The organism is Klebsiella sp. 141162 (assembly GCF_050600755.1).
GTDB lineage: Bacteria > Pseudomonadota > Gammaproteobacteria > Enterobacterales > Enterobacteriaceae > Klebsiella > Klebsiella aerogenes.
This window is the reverse complement of record NZ_JAQIRI010000001.1, coordinates 828,630-840,348: the sequence shown is the minus strand read 5'-3', so window position 1 is coordinate 840,348 and position 11,719 is coordinate 828,630. Positions and strand designations below refer to the sequence as shown.

At 54.5% G+C, this 11,719-nt stretch carries 13 protein-coding genes and 1 pseudogene; 3 read left to right on the top strand and 11 right to left on the bottom strand.

From position 1 onward, the window contains the following. Positions 1-42: 42 nt before the first annotated feature. From chbR to osmE, 6 genes and pseudogenes are all read right to left on the bottom strand, one after another. Positions 43-882: a transcriptional regulator ChbR gene (gene chbR / locus PGR23_RS03955; RefSeq protein ID WP_045393229.1), complete on the bottom strand. Its 840-nt coding sequence runs from the start codon at positions 880-882 to the stop codon at positions 43-45. Positions 883-894: 12 nt separating this feature from the next. Beyond that, on the bottom strand, positions 895-1,242 hold the full coding sequence (gene chbA, locus PGR23_RS03950) for a PTS N,N'-diacetylchitobiose transporter subunit IIA (protein WP_015366185.1): 348 nt from the start codon (positions 1,240-1,242) through the stop codon (positions 895-897). Between the two features lie 52 nt (positions 1,243-1,294). Beyond that, positions 1,295-2,653: a PTS N,N'-diacetylchitobiose transporter subunit IIC gene (gene chbC / locus PGR23_RS03945; protein WP_015366184.1), complete on the bottom strand. Its 1,359-nt coding sequence runs from the start codon at positions 2,651-2,653 to the stop codon at positions 1,295-1,297. A gap of 11 nt (positions 2,654-2,664) precedes the next feature. Then, positions 2,665-2,730: pseudogene (locus PGR23_RS03940) on the bottom strand (hypothetical protein); the annotation flags it as partial. Between the two features lie 70 nt (positions 2,731-2,800). Continuing rightward, positions 2,801-3,121 (bottom strand): PTS N,N'-diacetylchitobiose transporter subunit IIB, encoded by a 321-nt coding sequence (gene chbB / locus PGR23_RS03935; protein WP_015366183.1) that lies wholly within the window; start codon positions 3,119-3,121, stop codon positions 2,801-2,803. A 275-nt stretch (positions 3,122-3,396) separates the two neighbouring features. Then, positions 3,397-3,735 (bottom strand): osmotically-inducible lipoprotein OsmE, encoded by a 339-nt coding sequence (gene osmE / locus PGR23_RS03930; protein WP_396279605.1) that lies wholly within the window; start codon positions 3,733-3,735, stop codon positions 3,397-3,399. Positions 3,736-4,030: 295 nt separating this feature from the next. Between osmE and nadE the strand changes: the two genes are divergently transcribed. Together nadE and cho are read left to right on the top strand one after the other, a co-directional pair. Next, the gene (gene nadE, locus PGR23_RS03925; RefSeq protein WP_045393234.1) at positions 4,031-4,858 is read left to right on the top strand and encodes an ammonia-dependent NAD(+) synthetase; all 828 of its coding nucleotides are present in this window, start codon (positions 4,031-4,033) and stop codon (positions 4,856-4,858) included. A 101-nt stretch (positions 4,859-4,959) separates the two neighbouring features. Then, positions 4,960-5,823 carry an excinuclease Cho gene (gene cho, locus PGR23_RS03920; protein ID WP_047077942.1) on the top strand — a complete coding sequence of 288 codons (864 nt, stop codon included), beginning with the start codon at positions 4,960-4,962 and terminating at the stop codon, positions 5,821-5,823. Between the two features lie 92 nt (positions 5,824-5,915). On the opposite strand, the gene spy is transcribed toward cho, so the two are convergent. After that, positions 5,916-6,398, bottom strand: a complete 483-nt coding sequence (gene spy, locus PGR23_RS03915; protein ID WP_045393240.1) for an ATP-independent periplasmic protein-refolding chaperone Spy — start codon at positions 6,396-6,398, stop codon at positions 5,916-5,918. Positions 6,399-6,555: 157 nt separating this feature from the next. Here spy and PGR23_RS03910 point away from each other — a divergent pair, with 157 nt between their 5' ends. Beyond that, positions 6,556-6,756 (top strand): hypothetical protein, encoded by a 201-nt coding sequence (locus PGR23_RS03910; protein ID WP_155960284.1) that lies wholly within the window; start codon positions 6,556-6,558, stop codon positions 6,754-6,756. 9 nt (positions 6,757-6,765) lie between these two features. On the opposite strand, the gene astE is transcribed toward PGR23_RS03910, so the two are convergent. The 4 genes from astE to astC all read right to left on the bottom strand — a co-directional run bounded on the left by astE (position 6,766) and on the right by astC (position 11,525). Beyond that, positions 6,766-7,728 carry a succinylglutamate desuccinylase gene (astE, locus tag PGR23_RS03905; RefSeq protein WP_047045078.1) on the bottom strand — a complete coding sequence of 321 codons (963 nt, stop codon included), beginning with the start codon at positions 7,726-7,728 and terminating at the stop codon, positions 6,766-6,768. A gap of 73 nt (positions 7,729-7,801) precedes the next feature. Continuing rightward, positions 7,802-9,277 (bottom strand): succinylglutamate-semialdehyde dehydrogenase, encoded by a 1,476-nt coding sequence (gene astD, locus PGR23_RS03900; RefSeq protein ID WP_045393248.1) that lies wholly within the window; start codon positions 9,275-9,277, stop codon positions 7,802-7,804. After that, positions 9,274-10,308: an arginine N-succinyltransferase gene (gene astA, locus PGR23_RS03895; RefSeq protein WP_032711851.1), complete on the bottom strand. Its 1,035-nt coding sequence runs from the start codon at positions 10,306-10,308 to the stop codon at positions 9,274-9,276. The genes astD and astA overlap by 4 nt, the downstream gene beginning before the upstream one ends. Then, positions 10,305-11,525 (bottom strand): succinylornithine/acetylornithine transaminase, encoded by a 1,221-nt coding sequence (gene astC / locus PGR23_RS03890; RefSeq protein ID WP_047045085.1) that lies wholly within the window; start codon positions 11,523-11,525, stop codon positions 10,305-10,307. The genes astA and astC overlap by 4 nt, the downstream gene beginning before the upstream one ends. Positions 11,526-11,719: the final 194 nt, after the last annotated feature.

The following is an 11,719-nucleotide window of genomic DNA, read 5'->3' as shown; positions in this document are numbered from 1 at the left end:
TTAACTTGAATGAATAAACCGCGCGGTAAATTCCGCTGCGAGTTAATTAATATTGGTCAGCTGTTTGCGATAACTGCTTGGCGTAAAGGAAGTCAGCTTTTTGAATGTTTTAATAAACAGACTTGGGCTGCTATATCCTGATTCATACGCAATATCAGTGACCGAATAGTTGGTAATTTCCAGCTGTTTTTTCGCGAAATTGATGCGGATATCATTAATGATCTGCATCGGCGTCTTACCATAATAGCGCTGGGTCGCCCGGGTTAAATATTCTTGCGTTTTCCCGGACAATTGCACCATATTTTCCAGCGCGCTTTCGCCAAATTTGTTTTTATCGTGCATATCCTCTACGGTATTTTTCAGCCAGTGAGGAATCACATCTTCAACGGGCTCTTCACGATAATGACGTAAGCGGTTAATGGTGTAAAACGAGACCAGTTCAATAAACTCGTCAAATTCAGTCTCGCGAAAATTCAGTGAAGCAATAACCGACTCGATATAACTGAGAAAGGCGCTTTGCACCGCATAGACCTGAGAGGCGACCAGACCGAACGGCAGCAGCGGCAGATAATGTTTCTCAAAGAAGCGTCTGCTGATGCCAACGTTAAGAATGCGCGTCGCACCAAACTCGTAAAAGCTCTGATGGTGCGACCCCATTGGGATAAAGACAAAGTCCCCGCGCTCCAGCAACACCCGCTTGCCATTAATTTCCTGATAATAGCGCCCGGTTAAAACGATAGTGAACTCGTAGTAATCATGCTGGTGAAGCCCGCTCACACTCTCCGTTTTGTTATAGATGACCACATGAAAGTTTTTCCCGTTGAAGAGCTGTTGTTCCCTGGCGGTACTGATCTCGGTGGTCATCATCTTCGGCTGCCTCATCGTTCGGATAGCCTATTGTACCTTCTCGTGCAGCTCGATCAATTCGGCCACCAGTTCACGGGCCAGCATTGAGGTCATCAGATGATCCTGCGCATGAACCAGCACCAGACTCACCTTCATCTTGCCCTCGCCTTCATCGCTTTCAATAAGCTGGGTCTGGACGCGATGCGCTTCGCTCAGCGCCATCCGCGATTGCTCCATCATCGATTTCGCGGCGGCAAAATCCCCCTGCTTCGCCTGCTTCAGCGCCGCATAGGCCAGGCTACGCGCCTGTCCGGAGTTGATAATCAGCCCCATCACCACCTCTTCGAGGTCATTTTCCGGGGTTTCTACCGCGTCGATGTTATCCAGATCAAACATAATATTTCCCTCGTTTCTCAGGCGGTACGGGAAGAGCCCGTACCGCTAGACATCAGAATTTCAGTGCGTTAGCAATATCTTCTTCGCTTTCTTCCTGCTCGATGGTGCTCTGCGCTTTGTTCGACAGGATGACGAACGGCAGGTACACGGCAGTAGCGACACAAAGGTTGAAGAGCGCGACCAGCAGGGCAGCAACGCTACCGTTACTGTTAAAGAAAGCGCCCAAACCGGTTGGCATCGTCCACGGGGCCAGGTTGGTCACCGGTGGGATAATGCCCAGACTATAAGCGGCCAGCGTAATCGCGGCCAGAATCGGTTGGACCAGAACGAACGGGATGAACATGACCGGGTTCATGATGATCGGCAGACCGAACAGAATCGGTTCGTTAATCTGGAAGATGCCTGACGGCAGCGCCAGCTTAGCGACCTGACGATGATCGGCGCGGCGAGAAGCGATGAAGATGGCGATAATCAGACCCAGCGTCGCACCGGAACCACCCAGCAGGATGTAGGAGTCGAGCATCGGCTTCGCCCAGAAGTGGAACTGTTTGCCGGCTTCGATGGCCGCGTCGACAGAACCATACTGGTTATACAGCGCGATGTTTTCCAGCGCCCACGGCGTCATAATGCCGTTATCCAGCGCGGTCAGCGCCAGCGAACCGTGCACCCCGAAGAACCACAGCAGGGAGTTAAAGATTACGTACGCCCAGCCAACGACGCTGCCCATCGCCGCCAGCGGCGTGGAGATGGAGTCCATGATGATCTGATGGAAGTTGCTGCCGTAGTTTGACAGAATCCACGAAATAATGCCGAAGACCGACAAAATCAGGAAGCCCGGGATCAGCGCCGAGAAGGAACGCGATACCGATGACGGCACGCTATCCGGCAGTTTAATGACCCAGTTGCGACGAATGACAAAGGTGAACAGTTCCGCCACCACCAGGCCGATAATCATCCCGGAGATAATGTTCTGCCCGCCGAGCCAGTTGGCGCCAACGGCGTAGGCTTCACCTACGCTATAAGGCGTGACGGTCATAAAGGCGGCGACCGCCAGCAGACCGGCAGCCATGGGGTCGACTTTACGCTCTTCGGCCAGCGCGGCGCCGATAAAGAACGGCGCCATCAGCGACATAATACCCAACGTACCGTTATAGACATTACCGCCGATGGCTTTAAAGCCGTTTAAGGTTTCAATGGTGGAGGCATCCAGGCGAATCCCCATTGAATAAAAGAAAGAACCTTCACCAAAGCTCAGAAAAACGTTGTTGATTAATACGAACATGGCCCCGGCGAGGGTCAGCGGCATTAATTTAATAAAGCCGTTTTTAATCGCATTAATGTGCGGTTGCTTTCCTATTTTAACAGCAAAAGGAAGGAGTACCTTTTCAAGCGAATCGATCACTTTACTCATAGTCAATACCCTTAAAAGCCGCAATAAAATATTACGGCGATGATGTATGAAATTACTCTTTGACGGGAAAATAAACTGTTGAATATAGTGGCGGCTAGTATTAATTAACTACCAGACGCCAGAATATCGCGAGTTTAAAAAATAAAATTATTGTGCAGCAGCTTTCTTAATGGCCGCGACGGCCGCTTTCAATACACCTAAGCCATCAACTTTACCGTACAGAATGGAGTCAATGACCTCTACCGGCTTGTTGGGCAGCAAACGTTGGATTTCCGGCAGCATATACGCAATTTGTGGCCCTAATAATACGACATCAGCTTCCGGCCCTTTTTCACCGGCCAGCGTTTCAGGATACGCTTCAATAATTACCGGGACTTCATATTTTTCTGCCTGGGCACGCATTTTGGAGACCAGCAATGAAGTGGACATGCCAGCCGAGCAGAACAGATAGATATGTTTCTTTTCCATGAACGCTTCCTCAATTTGTAGGACCAGGGCCTCAGCAATGGCTGAGAGCCGGTAAGACTGGTAACTTTCGGTTAGTTTTGTTTATGCATTGAGTATACGGCAACATTTGGCGGCAGGATAATTCCCTGTTGAACAGAATTGTCTCTCATTGACCTCGCGTTTTGACTACCCTCACATTTCCCCCAAATAATTCGCGCAATTAAATAAGCATTAGCCGCCATAAAAAAGCCCGACCAATGGTCGGGCTTTCGTAGCTCTCAGCTTGTGACGCGTAGTTATTTGCTGTTACGCGGATCGGTGTCGTACTCGGCGCAGGTCTGGTAGCCGGAGTTCATCACGTGACCGGTGTCGTCCAGCGCGACGAAGTAGGTTTCAATTTTACCATCCCGTTGACCCAGGATATAAGTCTGGCAAGTTCCGCGTGCGTGGATCATGGTGACTTCAGACGACGGTTTACCGGCAATCTGCATAACCTGGCTGCGGGTCATGCCTTTTTTGACATCCTTAACAACTGGCTGTGTGAACTGGTCTTTGGTGCGGTCATAGGCCGTACACCCCGCCAGCATGGTTAATACTGCCGCTGCGCCCATCAATCCTGCTAATTTTTTGTTCATATTCCGTCCTCATTATGTAATCGGCGTGTTTTAAGCCTGGAATAAAAAGCGTTATTTTTCAAGCCAAACGTCGAATTCATGTAAATTCAGAACTTTTCTGGTAACCAGATATGTGCAAAAAAACAGCGGCGCAGCGCACTCTACTTCCAACTACCTTCCGCACCATAATTAAATGCTATGCCATTGGTTGCCTTCTTTTCCGTCAGTCAGCGGTACCAGCCTTGTCGTTTCAGCAGCAAAGAGGTAGTTTTAGACCATGCTGGTTGCCATACAGGCTCACTTTCCGGAGGGCGTAATGACGCTTCAACAACAAATTATTCAGGCGCTGGGCGCGAAGCCGCAGATTGATGTCGAAGGCGAAATTCGCCGCAGCGTGGATTTCCTGAAATCCTATCTGCAGACCTACCCGTTCATTAAATCACTGGTGCTCGGCATTAGCGGCGGCCAGGATTCGACCCTTACCGGCAAACTATGCCAGATGGCGATCGATGAGCTGCGTGCCGAAAGCGGCGATCGCAGCCTGCAATTTATCGCCGTGCGCCTGCCTTATGGCGTCCAGGCCGATGAGCAGGATTGCCAGGATGCCATCGAATTTATCCAGCCCGACCGCGTGCTGACCGTCAATATTAAAGGCGCGGTGCTGGCCAGCGAGCAGGCGTTGCGAGAAGCGGGTATTGAGCTGAGCGATTTTGTTCGCGGCAACGAGAAAGCCCGTGAGCGAATGAAAGCCCAATACAGTATCGCCGGCATGACCAAAGGCGTGGTCGTGGGAACAGATCATGCCGCAGAAGCGATCACCGGCTTCTTTACCAAATACGGCGATGGCGGTACCGACATTAATCCTATCTTCCGTCTCAATAAACGTCAGGGCAAACAGCTACTGGCGCAGTTGGGCTGTCCTGAGCACCTTTATATGAAGCAGCCGACCGCCGACCTCGAAGATGACCGCCCTTCTCTGCCGGATGAAGTCGCGCTGGGCGTGACCTACGAAAACATTGATGACTATCTGGAAGGTAAAACCCTGGACGAGAACATCGCCAAAACCATCGAAGGCTGGTATCTGAAAACCGAGCATAAGCGCCGCCCGCCGATTACCGTCTTCGACGATTTCTGGAAGAAGTAACTACTCCCCTGCACCCCGGCCAGCGCCGGGGTTATTTTTTGTTCTTTTCGCCGTAAAACTCGCCTGCTATACTGGATACATAAACAGTATCAGGAGTTGTTGTGGCCAGAAAACAATCTGCCCCGCGTCTGGAATTTGAAGCGGCGGCAATCTATGAGTACCCCGAACACTTACGTCCATGGCTTGAGGCCTTGCCAAAGCTGCCAGGGGTGTATCAGTTCCATGGGGAAAGCGAGACGCTGCCGCTTTATATCGGTAAGAGCGTGAATATCCGCAGCCGGGTGCTGTCGCATTTGCGTACCGCTGATGAAGCCTCCATGCTGCGCCAGGCGCGGCGCATCAGCTGGCAGCGGACCGCCGGGGAATTAGGCGCGCTGTTACTTGAAGCGCGGTTAATTAAAGAACAGCAGCCGCTGTTTAATAAACGACTGCGGCGTAATAAGCAGCTCTGCTCCTGGCTGCTGGAGGCGGGTAAACCGCAAGTTGTGTATGCGCGAGAAGTCGATTTCTCCCATCAGCAGCACCTGTACGGCCTCTTCGCTAACCGCCGCGCGGCATTACAGGCGCTGCAAACCATCGCCGATGAGCACCGTCTGTGTTACGGCATTCTGGGGCTGGAACCGCTGAGTCGCGGGCGCGCCTGTTTTCGTTCCGCGCTGGGGCGCTGCGCCGGCGCCTGCTGCGGTAGAGAGCGCGTCGAAGATCATAACCAGCGGCTGCTGGCGCAGATGAGTAAGCTTCAGCTGGTGTGCTGGCCGTGGGCGGGTCCGGTGGCGCTGGAGGAGCGCGGTCCGGATATGGTCCAGTACCACATCATTCATAACTGGCTGTGGCTGGGCGCGGTGGATTCGCTGGCGCAAGCTGCTGAACTCACCGCACTGCCAGCCGGTTTCGATCACGATGGCTACAAGATCCTTTGTAAGCCTTTGCTCAGCGGTGAGTATCAGCTGCACCCGCTTGGCTAATGATATCGTAAACGTAAAAAACCGCCGGCCCTGCCCAAAGCCTTACTGGCAATGATTGGGCAAGACCGGCGGTCTTCATTCTTCGCGCTGAGTTACTCAGCAGGTACAGGCATTTTACCTTCCGGCGCTTTACGTTCTGTCAGATGCTTCTCAAAATTCGCATTGAACTGTTTTTTCTGTTCCGGCGTCAGGATGTTGTAAATCTTGTTCTGGGTTTCCATGCGGGAAAGCATCATCTCTTTATGCTGCGCTTCCATTTTGTCGATCTGCGCGCTGGCTTTCGCTTTGTCGAAAGTATCGCTGGCGATCAGATCGTGCATGGCGCGACGTTCGTCAAGTGACGGACGTTTCATGTTCTGGCGTTGGCTTTTCATGATGTCACGAACCTGCTGTTTTTGCGCATCGGTCAGGTTCAGGTCTTTGAACATCATATCGTGATGACCCGGCATACCTTTATGGTGCATCATCGGTTTGCTATCAGTTTGGGTGGTAGCGGTGGTATCGGCCGCGTGAGCCAGGTTAGCAGCACCCAGAGCCAGAGTAGAGGCAACAAACAGAGCAGTAATCTTCTTCATGGTTATGTCCTTACTATCAGTTATTCTGACGGCGCATTGCCGTGTTGACGAGATTAACTTTACGCGCTTTATCGTCAATTAGTCAGTGCAAGCGTAAAACAATGAAAGTGTAAAAAACATTTTCTCACCAATTGTGGAGAAAATAAGGAAAATGAGGATGGATATGCAACAAAAAATAAATAACAGGCTGTTTTATAAAGAAACTATGAAGATTATAAAACAGTGGAGATTAAAAACAAAGCATTTAACCAGGAATAATCCGCAAACAATGCCAATGGCACAAATAAATAAGATCGGTGCGCAGCCATATTTCACTCGATATTCACAACCGCGAACAACAACGGCTGTGAATAGTTAAGAAAGGAAATTACAACCGTTCCAGCATCAGCCCAGCCCGTAGCCCTGGCGCCACGCCGGGGTTGGGAAACAGCACGTACTCCTGCGCCTTTTCGACGACATAGCGCGTTTCGCCATCCTCAGCCAACAGCGTCCCGGCGCTGAACGGTGTAAAATTGAGCGTCTCCCCCGACATATGCAACTGGAACTGGTCGCTGTGGCGCGTGATCTGCTGCACCACCCGGTAGCGCAGCGGGGCAGTCGTTTCTTCCACCGCCAAATCGCCCACCAACAGCCTGCTTAACGCCCGCTGCGTCGCTGAGAACTGGGTTAAATCGTTGTCGCCAAAAGGCAGCGCTTTGCCCAACTCCAGCGTACAGGCCAGCGCGGCAAAACGTTCGCAGCTAAAGTGGGTAAAGGTTCCCGCCGGTTGTTGATGGAACACCAGCGCCTCCAGCCCGGCCGCGCCAAGCCAGCTGAGAAAATCTTCGCCCCACGGCTCCTCGCGTGCCGGCAACACGCCAAAGCGCGGATGCAGCGAGCCGCGAATAGCGGTATGCATATCCAGGTGCCAGCGCACGCCATGGCTATCGCTAAAAAAACGCGTCACAGCGCTTTCCAACTGCCGCGCCCGCACCGTTTCACCACTGGGCGCGAACTTGCGCCAGCGTTCGCCGAACATGCGGTTCATATCGCTATCGAGATAGCGTTTATTTTGCCGCAGCGCCGGCGGGTTGCCGAATATCACCAACACACGCCAGCGCAGCGGGAGTTCGCCGCTAAACAACTGCTGAAGCAAAGCGTTGACTATCTCCACCGGCGCGGTTTCATTGCCGTGAATACCGCAGGAGAGTACCAGTGAACGTTCGCAGCGCGCATGCGGGGTCAGCAGCAGGATGCCGCAATCGATCCAGTGCCAACGAAAATGGGCGGTTTCGCCATGAAAATGATGCGGCCAGCGCCCCGCCAGAGTTAGTGCCAGAAAGTCGTCCACGACGCCTCCTTTATTACTGAAACGGATCGAGGAAAACTCGCAGGGCCGAGCATCCCGGCCCCCCGAACTTTCATCAACTTGCCTGCGATGAAAAATCCAGCCCCGGACTGAGCGTCTCCGGTAGCGTCAGTTCGGCGGATTCCAGGCTGGCCATCGGCCAGGCGCAATAATCGGCGGCGTACCAGGCGCCTGGACGATGATTTCCCGAGGCGCCGGTTCCGCCAAACGGCGCGGTACTGGCAGCGCCGGTGAGCGGCTTGTTCCAGTTGACGATCCCGGCGCGGGCCTCCAGCAACAGGCGCTCGAACTTATCGCGCTCGGCGGAAATCAACCCGCAGGAGAGACCAAACCGGGTGGCGTTAGCCATCGCGATCGCTTGCTCGAAATTGTCATAGCGCCACACGCATAACAGCGGGCCAAAAACTTCTTCATCCGCCACCTGCTGCACGTTGCTCATGTCGATGATCCCCGGCGTCAGCAGCGAGGTACCGTCGCGCAGCAGGCGCGGCTCCAGTAACGTCTGTCCGCCGCTCGCCACGTGCCCAAGCCAGGCCTGATGCACCTTTTGCGCGGCCTGCGGCGATACCAGTCCGCCCAGGAACGGCTGCGGCTCCGCATCCCACTCGTCGGGAATAAGACGTTGTGACACCGTCACTAAACGCTGTAAAAACGCATCGCCCGTCGCGCCGCGCTTCACCAACAGACGGCGCGCGCAGGTGCAGCGCTGCCCGGCGGTGATAAACGCCGACTGAATTGTCAGGTGGACCGCAGCGTCAATATCCTGCGGTTCGTCAACAATCAGCGGGTTGTTACCGCCCATTTCGAGGGCGAGGATTTTTTGCGGCTGCCCGGCCAGTTGACGGTGCAGTTGGAAGCCGGTCGCGGAACTGCCGGTGAACAAGAGACCGTCGATATCCGCCTGCCCGCTCAGCGCCTCGCCGGTCTCCCGGCCGCCCTGCAGTAGATTCACGACTCCAGCGGGTAAGCCCGCCTCCGCCCACAGCTTAACCACCGCTTCGCCGCTTTGCGGCGTAAGCTCGCTGGGTTTAAAGACGATGGTATTACCAGCGAGTAGCGCCGGTACAATATGTCCGTTGGGTAAATGGCCCGGGAAATTATAAGGCCCGAATACTGCCAGTACCCCGTGGGGACGGTGGCGCAGGGTGGCGGCGCCGTCGGCCATCGCCGTCTCGCTCTCGCCGGTGCGGCTATGATAGGCGCGCACCGAGATCGCCACCTTATTTATCATGGCGGTAATTTCCGTGGCCGCCTCCCAGCGTGGTTTACCGGTCTCGGCGGCAATAATCGCCGTCAGCTGGCTTTTGTTCGCTTCCAGCAGCGCCGCAAACTTCTCGACGATCGCCTGACGCGCGCTAAATGGCAGGCGGGCCCAGGCGGGAAAAGCCTGACGCGCGGCGCTAACCGCCTGCGCGACCTGCCCGGCGTCGGCGTCATTCCCCTGCCACAGCAGCGCCTGGTTGACCGGGTTATATTTACTGCGCTGCGGGCCGCGCCCGTTTTGCCATTCGCCGTTAATCCATAAACTCATGATGCTTTCTCCTCGGGGATCAGGCGGACCATCCGTACGCGGTCGCCTGGGTGGCATTTCAGCGTATCCAGCTCACGCGCGCTCAGCAGCAACGTTTCGCTATCCGGGTCGGCATGGACCAGGATGGCGCGGAACTGCTGATACTGCTCGTTGGTGACCAGACACTGCGGCCACTCTCCCGGCGCAGGTTGCCCTTCCTCCACCGTCAGCAGGCGGCTTTTGCGTATCGCCCGCACCCGGTCAATTTCGCACTCCAGCGTCGGGCCGCCGTCAAAAATGTCGATGTAGTTGTTAAAACGGAAGCCTTCTTTTTCCAGTACCGCACGCGCAGGCGCCGTTTGCGGATGAACCTGGCCGATGACCGCCCGCGCTTCATCGGAGAGAAAGTCGATATATAACGGATGTTTTGGCATTAATGCGGCGATAAACGCTTTTTTACCGGTGCCGGAGAGATAGTCGGCGCGGGAAAATTCTATCGCGAAGAAGCGCTTGCCAAGGCTTTCCCAGAACGGCGAATAACCATGCTCATCAATCACGCCGCGCATCTCGGCGACCACTTTGTCATTAAAGTGGTCGCGGAAACCGGCCATAAACAGCAGTCGCGATTTCGACAACAGGTAGCCGTTGCCCTCTTTACGCCATGCCGGATCGAGAAACAGCGTGCAGAGTTCGCTACAGCCGGTGTGATCGTTGCTAAGGAACAGCGTCGGCAGCGCGTGATAAACATTGAGCTCTTTTGAAGCATGTACCTGGGTGCCGACCCGATAGTTGTACCAGGGATCGTTGAGGCCAACGGCGACTTCAATCGCGCAGATCCCAACAACCGCGCCGCTGACGCTATCTTCCAGCACAAAGACATAGCCCTGTTCGCTTTTCGGCAGTTCGCCGCGCCAGGTCCGCTGGGAGCGTTCAATGCGGGCAGCCAGAGTGGGTTCGTCCGCCGGCAGCGACGTCAGGCCGCCGCCGGTTTCTCCCGCCAGGGCCATCAGCCCCGGCAAATCGGCTTTTTCAACCGGTCGGATCACCATCATGATGAAACTCCCGCAAGGAAGTGACGGCAGGCCAGCTCAAAGCGATCGAGACCGGTGTTAACCTCTTCCTCGCTCACGTTAAGGGCCGGGGCGAAGCGAACGACGTTTGCCCCGGCTATCAATACCATCAGCCCGTCTTCCGCCGCCTGGGTACTAATGGCTTTTGCTTTTCCGGCATATTCGTCGTTCAGTACGCAGCCAATCAGCAGCCCCAGTCCGCGAATTTCCTTGAACAGGCCGTATCTGGCGTTAATCGCGCTCAGGCGTTCGCTAAACCACTGATGACGCTGTTTAACGCCGTTCAAAAGCGTCGGGGTATTGACGATAGACAGCAGTTCCCCGGCAACAGCAGTGGCGAGTGGGTTACCGCCGTAGGTCGTACCATGAGTGCCGACGGTCATCACGCTGGCGCATTTCTCCGTCGCCAACAGCGCGCCGATCGGGAAGCCGCCGCCCAGCGCTTTCGCCGTCGACAGGACATCCGGCGTCACCCCGTAGTGCATATAGGCATACAATTCGCCGGTACGCCCGACGCCGGTTTGTACCTCATCAAAAATCAGCAGCGCGTTGTGCTGGTCACACAATTCGCGCAGGCCGCGCAAAAATTCCGCTTTCGCCGGCACCACGCCGCCCTCGCCCTGCATCGGCTCGACGATTACCGCGCAGGTGTCGTCATTAATCAGCGCGCGCGCCGAGTCGAGGTCGTTATAGGTAGCATGCTGGATCTGCGGCGGCAGCGGCGCAAAATCCTGCGAATAGGAAGGCTGACCGCCGGCGGAGACGGTGAACAACGTGCGCCCGTGGAAAGCGTTTTTGAAGGCGACAATGCCGCTTTTGTGGCTGCCGTAATGATCGTGGGCGTATTTACGCGCCAGTTTCAGCGCCGCTTCGTTGGCTTCGGCGCCGGAGTTACAGAAGAAAACGCGGTCGGCAAAGGTGGCGTCGATCAGCTGTTTGGCAAGGCGCAGCGCCGGTTCATTGGTGTAACCGTTACCGGTATGCCAGAATTTTCCCGCCTGCTCGGTCAGCGCTTTTACTAGCTGTGGGTTAGCGTGTCCCAGCGCATTCACCGCGATACCGCCGGCAAAATCGATATACTCTTTCCCCTGCTGATCCCATAACCGTGAACCTTCGCCGCGTACCGGAATAAAAGCCGCCGGCGCATATACCGGCATCATCCATTGATCAAAATTGCTACGCGTAATTGACTGAGACATATCGACCTCTTCCGGTAAATTAAAAGTAAGAACAATGTTAAAATTTATGAGTTATTACGCTGTAAATGTAGATTGCACGCATCGTGCCAGCCAGAGGCAAAAATGCATAAATTGAGCTCAATCACGTGATATCAACGAGTTACAGGCACTAATTATTCAACAAAAATGCATATCTAGTGAATAATTATCAGGTA